The following is a 16,227-nucleotide window of genomic DNA, read 5'->3' on the forward strand; positions in this document are numbered from 1 at the left end:
CCGCCACGCCCACCGGCCCCTCGCCGGGGGCGCGGCGTGGCGGCGCCGTGCGGCGCCCGCGGTTTGACAGGGTCGGGAGTCGTGAGCGCCCCGACCAGCCAGTCCCCGCGACGCGGCGGTCGCGGGGAGCGCACGGCCGTCGCTGCTCCGGGCCCGCCCGGGTGGGTTCCGGTGCTCGCGCGCGTGGCGCTCCTGCCGCCGCTGACCCTCTACGGCGTGGCGGTCGTGCTCGCCGGCGTGATCGCCGCGCTGGCGTCGGGCACCACGCCCGGCGGTGAGCCCGGGCTCGGGCAGGCGCTCGCCGTCGGGATCCCGCTGTGGCTGGTCGCGCACCTCGTCCCGTTGACGGTCACGGGCGCGCCGCTGGGCATGCTGCCCCTCGCGCCCGCCCTGCTGCTCGCGGTGCTGATCGCGACGGTCGCGCGCGGTGCGGTCTCGCGTCTCGAGCCTCGCGCCGAGGGGCGGGCGGCCGGTCTCCTGCACGGGGTCGGGGTGCCGGTGGTCGCCACGGCCGCGGCGGCGCACGCGGTGATCGGGGTGCTCGCGGCCGCCCTCCTCACCCCGGAGAGCGTCGTCGACGCGTCGCCCGGCCTCGCCGGGGTCGTGTGCGGGCTGCTCGCGGGTCTCGCCGCGACGGCCGGCGTCGCGCGCCCCTGCGGCCTGCTGGCGCTGCCGCGGCGCCTGCCGGTGTGGGCGCGCCACGGGCTGCACGGCGGACTGCTCGCGACGACGGCGCTGCTGACGGCCGGCGCGGGCCTGCTGCTCGCTGTCCTGCTCGCCGACATGAGCGGGGTGCGCGGAGTGCTTGCGGACGTCGCCCCCGAGGCCGGCAGCGGCGCGGGGCTCACGCTGCTCACACTCGCGTACCTGCCGAACGGGGTCGTCGCGGCCGCGGCGTGGCTCGTCGGGCCCGGAGCGTCGATCGGGGCCGCGTCGGCGACGCCGACCGCGATCACCTCGGGGCTGCTGCCGCCCGTGCCGCTGGCGGCGCTGCTGCCGCAGAGCCCGCCGCCGACCTGGGCCGGACTGGCCTTCGCCGTGCCGCTCGCCGTCGGGAGCATCGTGGGCTGGCGCCTCGCCCCGACCGCCGCCGACGCCCCGACGCGTGTCCGCTCCACTCTCACCGCGGCGCTCACCGCCGCCGTGCTCCTGGGGCTCGCGGCCTCCCTGTCCGGCGGGCGTCTCGGGGCGGGGCCGTTCGACCCGGTCGAGGTGCCGGCCCTCCCCGTCGCCCTGGCGGTGCTCGGCTGGGTGCTCGTGCCCGGGCTGGTCGTCGCGCTGCTCGCCGTCCCGCTCGGTACCGCGCCCGGGCGCACCCGGCGCCGACCGGCGACCCGGGCCGCTCGCGCGGCCGAGAGGACCGGGAGGACCGGGAGGACCGGGAGGACCGGGAGGTCGGGGAGGTCGGGGAGGTCGGGGAGGTCGGGGAGGTCGGGGAGGTCCGGGGGGACCGGGAGGACCACCGCGGAGGCACCCGAGCGGACCGACGAGGTCGCCGACGAGCCGACCCCTGACGACGACGAGCAGGATCCCGCCGCCGAGGAGGCGACCGAGGGCGTCCGACCTGGTGGGGAGCCGCGCGGTTAACCTGGACGCCGACACCCACGGCGGCCCGGGAGCAGCGCTGACCACCACCGAGCAGCATCGGCTGAGTCTGCCCGTGCCCGCCCGCGTCGTCGTCCTGGCCTCCGGATCGGGGAGCCTGCTGCAGGCCCTGCTCGACGCGTGCGCCGGCGACGACTTCCCGGCGCGGGTGATCACCGTGGTCTCCGACCGCCCCGGCGTCGGCGCCCTGGACCGCGCGACCGCCGCAGGCGTCGACACCACCGTCGTGGCGCCGGCCGACCACGCCGACCGGACCGCCTGGGACGCCGCGCTCGCCGAGGCCGTCGCGTTCGGCGAGCCCGACCTCGTCGTCTCGGCGGGGTTCGCCCGGCTGCTCGGCACGGCGTTCCTGGCGCGGTTCGGCGGTCGCACGATCAACACGCACCCGGCGCTGCTGCCCGCGTTCCCGGGGGCGCACCCGGTGCGCGACACCGTCGCCTACGGGGTGAAGGTCACCGGGGCGACCGTGCACCTGGTCGACGCCGGCGTGGACACCGGCCCGGTGCTGGCCCAGGAGGCCGTCACCGTCGAGCCCGACGACACCGAGGACGCGCTGCACGAGCGCATCAAGGTGGTGGAACGGCGGATGCTCGTCGAGACCGTGGCCGCGCTCGCCCGCCACGGCGCCACCGTCACCGGACGAGGAGTGAGGATGCCATGAACGCGGCGACCGCCACCGAGGCCCAGGGCGCCAGCGGCGTCGAGGGCCGGCGCCCCATCCGCCGCGCGCTGGTCAGCGTGTTCGACAAGGCGGGCCTGCTCGACCTCGCCACCGGGCTGCACGCGGCGGGCGTCGAGGTCGTGTCCACCGGCTCCACCGCGTCCCGGATCCAGGACGCGGGCGTCCCGGTGACGCGGGTCGAGGAGGTCACGGGCTTCCCCGAGTGCCTCGACGGGCGCGTCAAGACGCTCCACCCGCGGGTGCACGCGGGCCTGCTCGCCGACATGCGTCTGCCCACGCACGCCGAGGCGCTCGAGTCGCTCGACATCGCGCCGTTCGACCTGCTCGTCGTGAACCTCTACCCGTTCACCCAGACCGTCGCCTCCGGCGCCTCGCCCGACGACTGCGTCGAGCAGATCGACATCGGCGGCCCGGCGATGATCCGCGCCGCGGCGAAGAACCACGAGTCGGTCTCCGTCATCACCGACCCCGGGCGCTACGCGTGGGTCCTCGAGCAGGTCGCGGCGGGCGGTGTGACGCCGGCCGACCGGCGCGGCCTGGCCGCCGAGGCCTTCCGCCACACGGCGTCCTACGACGTCGCCGTGGCCTCGTGGATGGGCAACGTGCTGACCTCGGATGCCGAGCCGGGCTCCTCGTTCCCCGGCTGGGTGGGCACCACCGCCCGGCGGCGCGCGGTGCTGCGCTACGGCGAGAACCCCCACCAGGCCGCCGCGCTCTACGGCGACCCGGAGGTCACCTCGGGGATCGCGGGCGCCACGCAGCTGCACGGCAAGGAGATGTCCTACAACAACTACGTCGACACCGACGCCGCCTGGCGCGCCGCCCACGACCACGATCGCGTCTGCGTCGCGATCATCAAGCACGCCAACCCGTGCGGGATCGCCGTCGCGACGGGTGACGACGACGTCGCCGCGGTGCACCGCAAGGCCCACGCCTGCGACCCGACGAGCGCGTTCGGCGGCGTGATCGCCGCGAACACCGAGGTCGACGTGGCCATGGCCGAGACCGTCTCGGAGATCTTCACCGAGGTGATCGTCGCCCCGTCCTACGCCGACGGCGCGGTCGAGGTGCTGGCCCGCAAGAAGAACATCCGCGTGCTCACGGCGACCTGGGCCCCGGCCCCGGTGGAGCAGCGCCCGATCTCTGGCGGCCTGCTGCTGCAGCAGCGCGACGCCGTCGACGCACCGGGCGACGACCCGGCGTCCTGGACGCTCGCGTGCGGCGAGGCGGCCTCGCCGGAACTGCTCGCCGACCTCGCGTTCGCGTGGCGGGCGTGCCGCGCGGTGAAGTCGAACGCGATCCTGCTGGCCCACGACGGCGCCACCGTCGGCGTCGGCATGGGCCAGGTCAACCGCGTCGACGCCGCGCGCCTCGCGGTCACCCGCGCCGGCGACCGCGTGCGCGGTGCCGTGGCCGCCTCGGACGCGTTCTTCCCGTTCCCGGACGGCTTCGAGGTGCTTGCCGAGGCGGGGGTCGCGGCCGTGGTCCAGCCGGGCGGGTCGGTGCGCGACGAGCAGACGATCGAGGCGGCGCAGCGGGCCGGCGTGACGATGTACCTCACCGGCACCCGCCACTTCGCTCACTAGCCCTCCGCGCCGCGGAGGGGCGCTCCGGTGGTCGGCGCGTCACCACTGCCGCCGGAGCCACTCCCCGGCGCGCGCCGTAGACGCCGACGCCGAGCTGGAAGAAGTGCTGCATCTGCGGCCAGACGTCCAGGGTCGCGGGCACGTCGGCGAGGGCCGCCGCGCGCGTGACCCCGAGGGCGTCGTCGAGCAGGACCTCGTGACTGCCGACCTGCACCAGCAGCGGCGGCCACGCCCGCGCCGCGTCGGCGGGCGACGCGAGCACCGGCGCGACCGCGGGAGGGGTCGTGACCGTTGCGGTACGGGCGCGCCGTCCGCGTCAGGCCCTCGCCGCTGCACTCGAGGTCGACCTCGCGGCGGTCCTCGAACGACGCGGAGGCGCACCGCAGGTCCGCCCACGGCGACATCAGGTAGGCCGCGGCCGCACGCGGCAGCCCGGCGCGGGCGGCGGCGAGCAGCGTCTCGAGCACGAGCCCGCCCCGGAGGACTCGCCGACGAGCACGAGCCGCTCAGCCGGGACGGGCTGCAGCTCGAGCAGCCACCGGGCGGCGTCGACGGCGGCGTCGACATCGTGCGGGTACGGGTGAGCATGACGCTGCTGCCCTCCGCGGTTGCGCACAGGCGGTCACACCGAGACCGTCATCACTCTGTGTCGATCACGTGCCGGTGAGTGTCGGCGTTCGGTCCGTCGGCGGGCGCTCCGTCCACCTCGTCCACCTCGTCTTCGACGTCCCGCGGCCGGGCGGCGACGAGGCCCGCCACGAGCTGCACGCCGACGCTCGCGAGCACCAGACCCAGCGGGACCGACCAGCCGTCGGTCAGCTCGTGGAGCCCGCCCATGGCCAGCGGGCCGATCGCGGCGATCAGATAACCCCCGGTCTGGGCGAAGCGGCTGAGCGCGAGGGTGGTCGCCGCGTCCCGGGTGCGCAGGGCGATCAGGGCGACGGCCAGCGGGTAGGTGCCGTGGGCGCCGGCCAGCAGGAGCGCCCACAGCCAGGGCACCGCCCCGGGCGCCAGGAGAAGGCCCGCGTACCCGAGCGCCACCGGGACGGTGACGGCGACGACGAGTCGTCGCTGGCCTGCCGCCCGGGCGGCGAGGAGGGGAACGGCCAGGGCGAGCGGCACGGCGACGAGCGCGGTGAGCGCGAGGAGGCCGCCGGCCGCGGACGCCTCGACGCCGGCGTCGACGAGCACGCTGGGCAGCCACGCCATGAGGGCGAACGCGCTCAGCGACTGGAGGCCGAAGAAGCCCAGCAGCGCCCAGGCGGTCGGGCTGCGGTGCAGGGGGAGCCGGGTGCGCTGCGGACGACGACTCGCGTCGGGGCGTCCCAGCTCGAGGACCCACGGCGCGACGGCCAGCGCGGCGACGACCGCCCAGAGGCCGAGACCGGCCCGCCAGTCCGCCCCGACGGTCTCGGCGAAGGGCAGGCTGACGGCGGCCGGGAGCGCGACCCCGAGGCTCACGCTGACCGAGAAGGCGCCGGTCACGAGGCCGACCCGATCGGGGAAGTGCTCCTTGACCAGCGGTGGGAGCAGGACGTTGGCGAGTGCGATCCCCGCCAGCGCGAGCAGGGTGCCGGCGACGAACACCGCCGTGCCCGGAGCGAGCGCGCGCACGCCCAGGCCGGTCGCCACCGCCAGCGAGGCGCCGGCCAGGACCGGCGGCGCGCCGACGCGACGCCGTAGCCGCGGGGCCGCGGCGCCGATCGTCGCGAAGCACAGCACGGGCAGGGCGCTGAGCAGGCCCGCCAGGCCGGCCGAGATCCCCAGCGCGGCGCGCACCTCGGGGAGCAGGGCGCCGAGGCTCGTCACCGCGGGCCGGAGGTTGAAGCCGGTCACGACGATCGCGACGGCCACCAGGAGGCGTGTCCGAGGGCGAGCTTCAACCATCAAACATTGGTAGCAGGTTGGCACCAACCGGTCAAAGGGCTTCGGTGGTAGGTTCAGGTCTGTGGCCGGACTCGCCGGCGCCGACCTGCTGCGCGCCTTCGTCAACACCCGCGGCATCACGCGGGAGCAGCCCTACGCCCGCGAGGAGCTCGGCTCGACGGAGGCGTTCGCGCAGTGGTGGCGCGAGCACGTCGACCCCGAGGCGACGTGGCGGGCGTCGTCCGCCGACCTCGAGCGAGCGCACACGGTGCGGGAGGGCCTGCGCGGGCTCGTCGCGATCCACCACGACGTCGCCCTCGACGGTGACGCCGCGGCCGTGGCCCGCCTCGAGGAGGTCCTGGCGGACACGCCGCTGCGCGCCACCACCGCGGACGGGGTGGTCGAACCGGATCGGTCGGACTCGGCTCTCGGGGTGCTCGCGGCGGCCCTGGTCCTCGTGCGCGCCCGCGGCGACTGGGAGCGTCTGAAGGTCTGCCGTGACCCGGACTGCCGGGAGGCGTTCGTCGACGCGACCAGGAACCGGTCACGCACCTGGTGCTCGATGCAGGTGTGCGGTGCGCGGGCCAAGCAGCGCACGTTCAGCGAGCGGCACCGACCTCAGTCGGGGGCGTCGTACGACGCCCCCGCGAACTCGCCGCCCACGTAGCCGTCGGTGTCGGCGGTGCGGTCGCCGACCTCGGAGGCGAAGACCTCCGCGTCGTCCTGCGGGCGGTAGCCGATCTCGTGTGCGCCGGCCAGTGACCAGGCCCGGCGGGTGTTGGCCGAAACGCCCCAGACGACGCGGAAGCCGGGAGAACGGCAGGTCAGGGCGGCCTCGACGAGGCGGCCGCAGTCGTCGGGCGAGAGCCAGGTCGCGAGCCCGCGGGCGTTCGGCGGGCTGTCGCTGCAGGTGCCGATGCGCAGGCAGACCACGTCGAGCCCGTAGCGGTCGTGGTAGAGGCTGCCGAGCGCCTCGCCGGTCACCTTGCTCACGCCGTAGTAGGTGTCCGGGCGGGTCGGGAGGTCGTCGGGCACGGGGTCGAGTGCGGGCTGGAACCCGGCGGCGTGGTTGCTGCTCGCGAACACGACGCGGCCGACGCCGGCACGTCGCGCGGCCTCGAACGTGACATAGGTGCCGTGGATGTTCGTGGCGAGGATGTGGTCCCACGCCGCCTCGCCGCTCTGTCCGCCGAGGTGGACGACGGCGTCGACGCCCGTGCACGCGGCGACCATCGCGTCGAGGTCGGTGACGGAGGCGGTCGTCGCCTCCTCGTCCGCGCCGAGATCGTCCGGGATGGCGATGTCGAGCAGTCGCAGCGTGCGTCCGGGGCGAGACAGACGGGCGCGGAGGTAGCCGCCGATCCGCCCGGCGGCTCCGGTGACGAGGACGAGCTCGGGCGCGGGAGACGGAGCGTCGAAGGGAGCACGCCGAGAGGGGGGCTCGACCGTTGTCATGGGTCTCCTTCGTTCTCGTGACCTCGGCCCCGGAGGGCTCGGCGGCTGTCGGGGGTGTGGGTTAGCGTTCTCGGTGTTCGAACACGTGTTCGAGGAGGACGCTCATGGGTGGTGCGTCGTCGTTGCTCGACGAGCAGGGTTCCCCGTCGCGGCGGTGGTCCGACCTCGGGGTGGTGCGGGCCTCGGAGCTGCGGGGCCGGCGGGCGGGCCCTCGTGCCCCGGTGCCGGAACCGGAGAAGGTCGAGCCCCTCGTGGAGCCGCCGCGGGTCGACCGCGAGGGCAGTGCGGTGCTGCCGGTGGCCGGTCCGTTGGCGGGTCTGCTGCCCGACGGTGGGTTGCGGCGCGGGTCGACGGTCGCGGTGTCCGGGTCGACGTCGTTGCTGCTCGCGGTGCTGGCCGAGGCCTCGCGGGCCGGGTCGTGGTGCGCGGTGGTGGGGCTGCCCGACCTCGGGGTGCAGGCCGCGGCGGAGGCGGGGCTCGATCTGGCGCGCACGGCGCTGGTGCCCCGGCCCGGGCCGCGCCCGGCCGCGGTGGTGGCGGCGCTGGTCGACGGGGTCGACGTGGTCGTGCTCGACACCGCGCTGCCCGGTGTGCGCTGGCCCGCGGGCGACCGGCAGCGGCTCGGTGCCCGGGTCCGCCAGAAGGGAGCGGTGCTGGTGCCGGTCGGCGGGCCGGGCACGTGGCCGGGCGCCCAGGTCGAGCTGCGGGCCGAGGGCGGCGCCTGGGCCGGGCTCGGTGGCGACGGCGCGGGTCGCCTGCGCTCGCGGCGGGTCCGGGTGCGCTCGGCGGCCCGGGGCCGGCCGGGCGAGCAGGAGGAGCCGCTGCTGCTGCCCGGGCCGGCCGGGACGTGCCTGCCGGACGGGGAGCTGCCGGTCGGGGCACCGCTGACGGGTCCGCCGCAGCCGATGCCGGAACCCGTGCCGGAGCCGGCACCAGCACGCATCGGGGTGGCGGGGTGAGCGCGCCGGCGCGGGTGCTCGCGCTCTGGTGTCCCGACTGGCCGGTGGTGGCCGCCGCCGCCGAGGCGGGGCTGCCGCCCGCGCGGCCTGCGGCGGTCCTGGCGTCCCACCGGGTGGTGGCCTGCTCGGCGACGGCGCGGGCGCAGGGGATCCGGCGCGGGCTGCGGCGGCGCGAGGCCCAGGCCCGCTGCCCGGACCTCGCGGTGCTCGCCCGCGACCCCGACCGCGACGCCCGCGGCTTCGAGCCGGTCGCGGCGGCGGTCGAGGAGCTCGCGCCGGGGGTCGAGGTGGTGCGCCCCGGGCTCGTCGCGCTCTCGGCGCGGGGGCCGGCGCGGTACTTCGGTGGCGAGGAGGTCGTGGCCGAGCGCCTGGTCGACCACGTGGCGGGGCGCACCCGCGTCGAATGTCAGGTGGGCGTGGCCGACGGGCTGTTCGCGGCGGGTCTCGCCGCCCGCCGGTCGCTGCTGGTGCCGCCCGGCGGGAGCCCGGCGTTCCTGGCGCCGCTGCCGGTCACCGAGCTCGAGCTCGAACCGGGCGTCGAACCCGACACCGCCGGCGCCGGCGGCGACGCCGGCGCGACCCGCGCGGAACTCATCGGTCTGCTGCGCCGGCTCGGGCTCACCACGCTGGGCGCCTTCGCCGAGCTGTCGGCCACCGACGTGGCGTCGCGCTTCGACGCGGCCGCGGTCCGGGCCCACCGGCTGGCCCGCGGGCTGGACGAGCGCCCGCCCTCGCGGCGCCGGATCCCCGACGAGCTCACCGCCGAACTCCCGCTCGACCCGCCGGTCGACCGGGTCGACGCCGCCGCCTTCGCCGCCCGCTCGCTGTCCGAGCGGCTGCACGAGGCGCTGGGTCGGGCGGGCCTGGCGTGCACGCGTCTCGGCGTGCAGGCCCGCACCACCGAGGGCGACGAGCTCGCCCGGGTCTGGCGCTGCGCCGAGCCGCTGACTCCGCACGGCACGGCCGATCGCGTGCGCTGGCAGCTCGAGGGCTGGCTGTCGCGGCGGGGTCGGAACAGTCGCGACGGTGGGCTCACGGCGCTGCGCCTGGTTCCCGAGGAGGTCGTCGACGCCGGGCGCCTGCAGCTCGGGCTCTGGGGCGAGGTCGGCGTGGCCGACGAGCGGGCCGGGCGGGCGCTGGTGCGCGTGCAGGGCCTGCTCGGTCCCGAGGAGGTGCTCACCGGGGTGCCCGACGGCGGCCGCGGCCCCGGCGAGCGGATCCGGCTGGTGCCCTGGGGCGACGAGCGCGCCCCCGCGGGTGGCGATCCGGAGGCGCCGTGGCCCGGGGTGCTCCCGGCGCCCTCGCCGGCGCGGGTGCCGCCCGAGCCGCTGCCGGCGCGGGTGCTCGACGCCGGGGGTGCGCCGGTGCAGCGCGCCTCCCGCGGCCGGCTGACGGCCCCGCCCGCCCACGTGGCGCTCGGCACCGACCCGTCGGCCCCCACCGCGCCGGTCCGCGCGTGGGGCGGCCCGTGGCCCGACCCCGGCCGCTGGTGGGACCCGCGGGCGGTGGCCGGCGGCAGCCTGCGTGTTCAGGTCGTGTGCAGCACCGACGCCGACGAGATCGCCGCCGGCCGCGACCCCGAACCCGACCCGGCGGCCGACCTCGCCCCCGACCCGGTCGCCTCCGGCGCCGACGCGGTCGGGCGGGCCCTGCTGCTGGTCCACCGCGACGGCCGCTGGGCGGTGGAGGGGATCTATGACTGACAGTCGAGCACCGCCGTGGCCTCGAGCTCGACCAGGACGTCGGGCTCGAACAGGCGGTCGACGCCGATGAGCGAGGCCGGCGGCAGGGGCCGTGGCAGGCCGACCTCGTCGGCGACCTTCTCGACGCCCGCCATGAAGTCGCCGATCCTCTCGGGCGACCAGGCGGTGACGTAGAAGGTCAGCCGCACCACGTCGTCGAACGTCGCGCCCGCTCCGGCGAGACCGGTCGCGGTGTTGCGCAGCACCTGGGCGACCTGCCCGGCGAGATCGCCGGGGGCGACCGGCGTCGCGTCCGCGAGGCGGGCGATCTGGCCGCTGACGTGCACCTGGCGGGTGCCGGCGCCGACGGCGACGTGGTGGTACGGGACGGGCTGCATGAGGCCCTCGGGGGTGAAGCGCTGGACGGTCACGGGATCCTCTTCCGCTGCAGGACGCTAGGGATACCGGTGATACCTGGTTGCTCCAGGACACTTCAACGAGACTAGGTGTCGTGCCGGAAACCGACCTCGTCATCGCCGCGCCCCATCGCGAGCTGCTCGACCAGGTGCTGGACAAGTGGTCGCTCGCCATCCTGGGCGAGCTGTGCGAGCGGCCCTGCCGCTTCAACGAACTGCGTCGCGCGATCCCGGCGGTGACGCAGAAGTCGCTCACGGCCACCCTGCGGCGCCTGGAGCGCAACGGGATCGTCGAGCGCATGGTCGTCAGCTCCCGGCCGGTCGCCGTCGAGTACCGGATCACGCCGCTGGGCAAGACGTTGCGCCACCCGCTCGACGTCCTCCTGGAGTGGGCGGCGACCCACAGGCCCGTGATCGAGCAGGCCCGCGCACGGTTCGACGAGGCCTGAGCAGCTCGGAGATCACGAGCGCCGGGTGCATGCGATCGCGACCCGTCACGGCACGACACGCCCCTGATCGCCGACCTCACGCGCTCGGCACCGACAAGATCGCTCCAGGTGCTCCGCACCTGGGCGGATCATGAGCGGCGCGTGCTCTCGGGAGGTGAGCGACACCCTCGGCCTGCCAGCGCGCTGTTCGATCATGCGCGCTGTCGGGCCCGTCGTCTATCGTGTCGAACACGTGTTCGAGGGACGGCTCCGGAGGTGCGGATGGGATGGGGCAACCCGCCGGTGAGCTGGTCGGAGATGGAGCGCCTGCTGGCGGGGCGCCCGGCCGACGGGCCCAGTCTGCAGGGGCGGGGCAACGGGACGCGCCGGGCGGTGCAGGGAGACGCAGCGGAGCGGAGCTCGACCCGGCGGGAGGGAGACGCAGCGGAGCGGAGCTCGACCCGGCGGGAGGGAGACGCAGCGGAGCGGAGCTCGACCCGGCGGGAGGGAGACGCAGCGGAGCGGAGCTCGACCCGGCGGCAGGAGCCGCACGAGGGGCACTGGCCCCCGGACGACTTCGTGCGCGATCCCCTCGCCGTCGACGACGGCGACCGGGTCGACGGCCCGGGGACCATCCGCGCGCCGCGCGAGGAGCACTTCCCCGGCGACGGGGGCGACAGTCCGGCGTGGAGCCGGCACCGCATGCCCTACCGCCCGCCGACCGGGACGCGGTCCACGGGCACGACCGTCCCGTACGCCGAGCTGCACGTGCACTCCAACTTCAGCTTCCTCGACGGCGCCTCGCACCCGGAGGAGCTGGTCGAGGAGGCGGCGCGCCTGGGGCTCGAGGCGATCGCGCTGACCGACCACGACGGCATGTACGGAGTGGTGCGCTTCGCCGAGGCCGCGCAGGAGCTGGGGGTCCCGACGGTCTACGGCGCCGAGCTCTCGCTGGGCCTGTCCGCGCCGCAGAACGGCGTGCCCGACCCCGAGGGGGATCACCTGCTGGTCCTCGCCCGCGACCCCGAGGGCTACCGGGCGATCTCCCGGGCGATCACCGAGGGGCAGATGCACACCCACGGCGAGAAGGGTCGCCCGGTGTACGACCCCGAGCGCGTCGCGTCGACGCTCGGGGGGCACGTGCAGGTGCTCACGGGGTGCCGCAAGGGGTCGGTTCGCCGGGCGCTCGCGGCGGGCGGGGCGGAGGCGGCCGCCCGTGAGATCGACCGTCTCGTCGCGCTGTTCGGGGCCGAGAACGTCGCGGTCGAGCTCACCGACCAGGGCCTGCCGGACGACACCGAGCGCAACGCGGCGCTGGCCGAGCTCGCCGCACGGGCCGACGCAGGACGGGGCCTGCGCATAGTGGCCGCCACCGGCGCCCACTACGCGACGCCCGACCGCGCACGGCTCGCGGCCGCGCTCGGGGCGGTGCGGGCGCGGCGCAGCCTCGACGACGCGGAGGGTTGGCTGCCGCCGGGCCCGTCGCACCTGCGCTCGGGGGCGGAGATGGCCGAGCGTTTCGCGCGCCACCCGCAGGCCGTCGCCCACGCCGCGACGCTGGGCCGCGAGTGCGCGTTCGGCCTGGAGCTGCTGGCGCCCGAGCTGCCGCCGTTCGCGGTGCCCGAGGGGGAGACCGAGGCGAGCTGGCTGCGCCGCCTGACCTGGCTGGGCGCGGGGGTGCGCTACGGCGACCGGCTGCGCTCGCCGCGGGCGTACGAGGTGATCGACCACGAGCTGGACGTCATCGAGCGTCAGGGCTTTCCCGGCTACTTCCTCATCGTCGCCGACATCGTGAAGTTCTGCGACGACCACGACATCTACTGCCAGGGCCGGGGGTCGGCGGCCAACTCGGCGGTCTGCTTCGCGCTGGGCATCACCCACGTCGACGCCGTGGCGATGGGCCTGCTGTTCGAGCGCTTCCTCTCCCCGGAACGCGACGGCTACCCCGACATCGACCTCGACATCGAGTCCGACCGCCGCGAGGAGGCCATCCAGTACGTCTACGCGCGCTACGGGCGCGACCGCGCCGCGCAGGTCGCCAACGTCATCACCTACCGGCCGCGCTCGGCGGTGCGCGACGCCGCTCGCGCGCTGGGGTTCTCGCAGGGTCAGCAGGACGCGTGGAGCAAGCAGATCGACCGCTGGGGGCCGGGCGCCGAGCTGGCCGGCCAGGTGCCCGAGATGCCTCCGGCGGTGGCGTCGCTCGCCGAGCAGATCGCGGGCTTCCCGCGCCACCTGGGGATCCACTCCGGCGGCATGGTCATCTGCGATCGTCCGGTCGACCAGGTGGTGCCCGTGGAGTGGGGGCGGATGCCGGGACGCAGCGTCATCCAGTGGGACAAGGACGACGCGGCGGCGGTCGGGCTGGTCAAGTTCGACCTGCTGGGGCTGGGGATGCTCTCGGTGCTGCACTACGCCGCCGACCTCGTCGCCGCACACCACGGGGTGCGGGTGAAGCTGCACGACCTGCAGCCGGTGGACGAGAACGTGTTCGCCATGCTCGCCGAGGGCGACTCGGTGGGCGTGTTCCAGGTCGAGTCCCGCGCCCAGATGGCGACGCTGCCGCGGCTGCGGCCCCGGACGTTCTACGACCTGGTGGTCGAGGTCGCCCTCATCCGGCCCGGGCCGATCCAGGGCGGGTCGGTGCACCCCTACATCCGGCGCCGCAACGGGCTGGAGCGCGTCGTCTACGACCACCCGCTCTGCGAGCAGGCGCTGGAGAAGACCCTCGGGGTGCCACTGTTCCAGGAGCAGCTCATGCAGCTCGCGGTGGACGTGGCCGGCTTCTCCGCCGCCGAGGCCGACGAGTTGCGTCGCGCCCTGTCGGCCAAGCGCTCCAGCGAGCGCATCGAGCGGATGCGCGCGCGGTTCTACGAGGGCATGGAGGCCAACGGGATCACCGGCGACCTCGCGGACACGATCTTCAACAAGACCAAGGCGTTCGCCAACTTCGGCTTCCCCGAGAGCCACTCGATCAGCTTCGCGTCGCTGGTCTACGTCAGCGCCTGGTACAAGCTCTACTACCCGGCCGCCTTCTGCGCGGCGCTGCTGCGGGCCCAGCCGATGGGCTTCTACTCGCCCCAGTCGCTCACCGCCGACGCCCGCCGCCACGGGGCGGTGGTGCTGGGGCCCGACGTCCAGGTCGCCGCCGACATCCCGGGCCTCGAGCCCCACGAGGGCAGCGCCGGCGGGGTCGCCGTGCGGCTGGGGCTCGCCGGGGTGCGCGGTCTGGGCGACGAGGTGGCCGCGCGCATCGTGGCCGAGCGCGACGCCTGCGGGGCCTACCGCGACGTCGCCGACCTCGCCCGCCGCGCCGAGCTCACCACCGCCCACGTCGAGGCCCTCGCGACGGCCGGGGCGCTGGGCTGCTTCGGGCTCGAGCGCCGCGAGGCGCTGTGGGTCGCCGGCGCGGCCGCCGCCGGGGTCGGGGTGGTGCGCGACGGCGTGCGCCACGACCGGCTGCCCGACACCGCGGTGGGGCTCGAGGCGCCGGCGCTGCCCGGCATGAGCGCGGTCGAGCTCACCGTCGCCGACGTGTGGGCCACCGGCCTGACCCCCGACAGCCACCCGGTGACCCACCTGCGCGCGGCCCTCGACGAGCGCGGCGCGTTCTCGGTGGCCGCGGTCGCCCGCGTGCCCGAGGGTGAGCGCATCGAGGTCGGCGGGGTGGTCACCCACCGCCAGCGACCCGCGACGGCGGGCGGCACGACGTTCCTCAACCTCGAGGACGAGACCGGCATGCTCAACGTCGTGTGCTCGGAGGGCCTCTGGGCGCGCCACCGGGTGGTGGCTCGCACCAGCGCCGCGCTCGTGATCCGTGGCCGCGTCGAGCGCGCCCACGACGCACCCACCGTGGTCAACCTCGTCGCCGACCGGGTCGAACGCCTCGAGCTGCGGGTGCCGTCCACCTCCCGCGACTTCCGCTGATCTGCGATGAGCGAGGGACGTCCCCGCTGCGTCCGACGCAGCGAGGGGGCCCCTGGCGCTCGGCGGGTGTTGTGCGCTGGATCAGCCGCCGATGATCGGCTTGCCCATCGGCATCGGCCTGCCGCCGGTCGCCTGGCCCAGGGCGTCCACGAACATGTAGACGCCGACGAGGGCGAAGGCGAACACCACGATGCCGCCGAGGAACAGCAGCCCGGTCGAGCCGCTCGAGGTGCCCAGCAGCACGATCAACAGGGCGGCGTCGATGAGGACGAACAGCACGGTGAACATCGACGGCAGGCGCAGCGACGCGATGGTCAGCACGACGATGCCGATCAGCCAGGTGAGCAGGAACGTCTCTTGGGCGCCCGTGGCCACGGCGGTGTCGGTGGAGGTGGGCCCGAACCAGTCCGCGCCCAGCGAGGTCGCCAGCACGGCGAAGCTCAGCCAGAAGCCGGTGAAGATGCCGAAGATCGCCGCTACCGCGCCGTTCCCCGTGCGAGCCGCCCAGACGGTGGCCACCAGCTGACCGATGCCCGTGCACATGAACAGGATCGGGAGCATGCCCACCAGCGCGGTGCTCGCGGCGCCCGTGAACCCGATCAGGTACAGCCCGAGCGCCACCGACCCGATGACGAAGGTCGGGACCCCGACCAGTGCCGGGTTCGCGCCGGCCGCCGCGGCCGCGTCCGTGGCGGCGGTGTCGGTCGCGGCGTGCGCGCCACCGGCGTCGGCGGACTGCTCGTCGATCGTGGTCATCCCGACTCCTTCGCGTGTCCGACCGGGATGCACGCATCGAGGCTCGCCCCCTGGGCGCTACACGGCACAACAACGTGAATCCGGTGCGAGACAAAGTGTGGTGTGGGACACGGTCTGGACGTCACCGGACGAACGGAGGGGGACGAACGGAGGGGGGGACCTCTCCATCCGCATCGTGAACCGATCCAGGGCATGCTTCCCCTATGGCCGCACGGCGGGAGGGTGCACGGGTGCTCCGCGAGGCCGCACACGGAGTGCTCGGCGGCGCCGTGGGCACCGCGGCGATGAGCCTCGCGGCCCGGTGTCGCCGTCGGCGCTACGTCTGCCGGCACGGGGTCACCCCCGAGAGCGCGGACGAGATCCTCGACTACGACGACAGCGAGCACGTCGTCGTCGCCGCGTCGACGCTGCTGCGTCACGTCATCGGCTGGGCGCCCCGGTCGCCGCAGGGGCGGCGGGCCCTGTTCTGGCTGGTCCACTGGGGCTACGGCTCGGCGGTGGGCGCGACCCACGTCGCCCTGCAGCACGCCCTGCGGCGCGGGAGACGGAACAGTCAGGCGAGCACGCCGACAGGGGAGCCCGACCGGGGAGTCGAGCCGGCGGCCGGGCTGATGTTCTTCGCCGGGTCGCAGGCCATGGCGCTCGCCCTCTTCCCGGTTCTCGGCGGGACGCCGCCGCCCTGGCGCTGGGAGCGTCGCCTGCTCGTCACGAGCTTCGTCCAGCACGCGATCTACGCGGGCGGTGTCGCCGTGACGAACACCGCGACGGCCCGGCTCGGTCGCCCCACCGGTCCACGCGCGACCGCCCTGTCGGCGTGCTCACCGGGAGGTTCCCTGCATCACAGCGGGTGATCGGTCGCGGCGCG

13 protein-coding genes and 1 pseudogene are annotated in these 16,227 nt (G+C 75.8%); 9 read left to right on the plus strand and 5 right to left on the minus strand.

Annotated features, from left to right (window positions below):
• Nucleotides 1–81: 81 nt before the first annotated feature.
• The 3 genes from AC2A1K_RS10865 (at nucleotide 82) to purH (ending at nucleotide 3,873) form a co-directional block, all read left to right on the plus strand.
• Nucleotides 82–1,587 carry a cell division protein PerM gene (locus tag AC2A1K_RS10865; protein WP_483896306.1) on the plus strand — a complete coding sequence of 502 codons (1,506 nt, stop codon included), beginning with the start codon at nucleotides 82–84 and terminating at the stop codon, nucleotides 1,585–1,587.
• A gap of 61 nt (nucleotides 1,588–1,648) precedes the next feature.
• Complete coding sequence (gene purN / locus AC2A1K_RS10870) at nucleotides 1,649–2,266, plus strand: phosphoribosylglycinamide formyltransferase (protein ID WP_483896375.1); 618 nt, start codon at nucleotides 1,649–1,651, stop codon at nucleotides 2,264–2,266.
• A complete protein-coding gene (gene purH / locus AC2A1K_RS10875) occupies nucleotides 2,263–3,873 on the plus strand; it encodes a bifunctional phosphoribosylaminoimidazolecarboxamide formyltransferase/IMP cyclohydrolase (protein ID WP_483896307.1) in 1,611 nt (536 codons plus the stop codon). Before purN ends, purH begins: the two co-directional genes overlap by 4 nt.
• Here the strand turns inward: purH and AC2A1K_RS10880 are convergent.
• Both AC2A1K_RS10880 and AC2A1K_RS10885 read right to left on the minus strand, forming a co-directional pair.
• A pseudogene (locus tag AC2A1K_RS10880) lies at nucleotides 3,845–4,141 on the minus strand (alpha/beta hydrolase fold domain-containing protein); the annotation flags it as partial. The gene purH and the pseudogene AC2A1K_RS10880 overlap by 29 nt on opposite strands.
• Nucleotides 4,142–4,512: 371 nt before the next feature.
• Complete coding sequence (locus AC2A1K_RS10885) at nucleotides 4,513–5,727, minus strand: MFS transporter (protein ID WP_483896308.1); 1,215 nt, start codon at nucleotides 5,725–5,727, stop codon at nucleotides 4,513–4,515.
• Nucleotides 5,728–5,821: 94 nt separating this feature from the next.
• On the opposite strand from AC2A1K_RS10885, the gene AC2A1K_RS10890 reads away from it, so the two are divergent.
• On the plus strand, nucleotides 5,822–6,406 hold the full coding sequence (locus AC2A1K_RS10890; RefSeq protein ID WP_483896309.1) for a CGNR zinc finger domain-containing protein: 585 nt from the start codon (nucleotides 5,822–5,824) through the stop codon (nucleotides 6,404–6,406).
• Here the strand turns inward: AC2A1K_RS10890 and AC2A1K_RS10895 are convergent.
• Nucleotides 6,358–7,194 carry an NAD-dependent epimerase/dehydratase family protein gene (locus tag AC2A1K_RS10895; protein WP_483896310.1) on the minus strand — a complete coding sequence of 279 codons (837 nt, stop codon included), beginning with the start codon at nucleotides 7,192–7,194 and terminating at the stop codon, nucleotides 6,358–6,360. The genes AC2A1K_RS10890 and AC2A1K_RS10895 overlap by 49 nt on opposite strands.
• A gap of 104 nt (nucleotides 7,195–7,298) precedes the next feature.
• Between AC2A1K_RS10895 and AC2A1K_RS10900 the strand changes: the two genes are divergently transcribed.
• Together AC2A1K_RS10900 and AC2A1K_RS10905 are read left to right on the plus strand one after the other, a co-directional pair.
• Nucleotides 7,299–8,153 (plus strand): hypothetical protein, encoded by an 855-nt coding sequence (locus tag AC2A1K_RS10900; RefSeq protein WP_483896311.1) that lies wholly within the window; start codon nucleotides 7,299–7,301, stop codon nucleotides 8,151–8,153.
• Complete coding sequence (locus AC2A1K_RS10905; protein WP_483896312.1) at nucleotides 8,150–9,856, plus strand: Y-family DNA polymerase; 1,707 nt, start codon at nucleotides 8,150–8,152, stop codon at nucleotides 9,854–9,856. Before AC2A1K_RS10900 ends, AC2A1K_RS10905 begins: the two co-directional genes overlap by 4 nt.
• Here the strand turns inward: AC2A1K_RS10905 and AC2A1K_RS10910 are convergent.
• Nucleotides 9,847–10,266, minus strand: a complete 420-nt coding sequence (locus tag AC2A1K_RS10910; protein ID WP_483896313.1) for a RidA family protein — start codon at nucleotides 10,264–10,266, stop codon at nucleotides 9,847–9,849. The two genes, AC2A1K_RS10905 and AC2A1K_RS10910, sit on opposite strands and share 10 nt — an antisense overlap.
• Before the next feature lie 80 nt (nucleotides 10,267–10,346).
• Here AC2A1K_RS10910 and AC2A1K_RS10915 point away from each other — a divergent pair, with 80 nt between their 5' ends.
• Together AC2A1K_RS10915 and AC2A1K_RS10920 are read left to right on the plus strand one after the other, a co-directional pair.
• Complete coding sequence (locus tag AC2A1K_RS10915; RefSeq protein WP_483896314.1) at nucleotides 10,347–10,700, plus strand: winged helix-turn-helix transcriptional regulator; 354 nt, start codon at nucleotides 10,347–10,349, stop codon at nucleotides 10,698–10,700.
• 612 nt (nucleotides 10,701–11,312) lie between these two features.
• Nucleotides 11,313–14,606: an error-prone DNA polymerase gene (locus tag AC2A1K_RS10920; RefSeq protein ID WP_483896376.1), complete on the plus strand. Its 3,294-nt coding sequence runs from the start codon at nucleotides 11,313–11,315 to the stop codon at nucleotides 14,604–14,606.
• An 81-nt stretch (nucleotides 14,607–14,687) separates the two neighbouring features.
• On the opposite strand, the gene AC2A1K_RS10925 is transcribed toward AC2A1K_RS10920, so the two are convergent.
• The gene (locus tag AC2A1K_RS10925; RefSeq protein ID WP_483896315.1) at nucleotides 14,688–15,362 is read right to left on the minus strand and encodes a GPR1/FUN34/YaaH family transporter; all 675 of its coding nucleotides are present in this window, start codon (nucleotides 15,360–15,362) and stop codon (nucleotides 14,688–14,690) included.
• Between the two features lie 203 nt (nucleotides 15,363–15,565).
• On the opposite strand from AC2A1K_RS10925, the gene AC2A1K_RS10930 reads away from it, so the two are divergent.
• The gene (locus AC2A1K_RS10930; RefSeq protein ID WP_483896316.1) at nucleotides 15,566–16,213 is read left to right on the plus strand and encodes a hypothetical protein; all 648 of its coding nucleotides are present in this window, start codon (nucleotides 15,566–15,568) and stop codon (nucleotides 16,211–16,213) included.
• The last annotated feature ends 14 nt before the right edge of the window (nucleotides 16,214–16,227 follow it).

The organism is Actinomycetospora sp. 2LY8.5 (assembly GCF_057180585.1).

Bases quoted from the DNA above. Each gene is read 5' to 3' on its own strand.
- purH (WP_483896307.1), top strand. From the start codon at position 2,263: ATGAACGCGGCGACCGCCACCGAGGCCCAGGGCGCCAGCGGCGTCGAG.
- AC2A1K_RS10895 (WP_483896310.1), bottom strand. From the start codon at position 7,194: ATGACAACGGTCGAGCCCCCCTCTCGGCGTGCTCCCTTCGACGCTCCG.
- AC2A1K_RS10900 (WP_483896311.1), top strand. From the start codon at position 7,299: ATGGGTGGTGCGTCGTCGTTGCTCGACGAGCAGGGTTCCCCGTCGCGG.
- AC2A1K_RS10925 (WP_483896315.1), bottom strand. From the start codon at position 15,362: ATGACCACGATCGACGAGCAGTCCGCCGACGCCGGTGGCGCGCACGCC.
- AC2A1K_RS10930 (WP_483896316.1), top strand. From the start codon at position 15,566: ATGGCCGCACGGCGGGAGGGTGCACGGGTGCTCCGCGAGGCCGCACAC.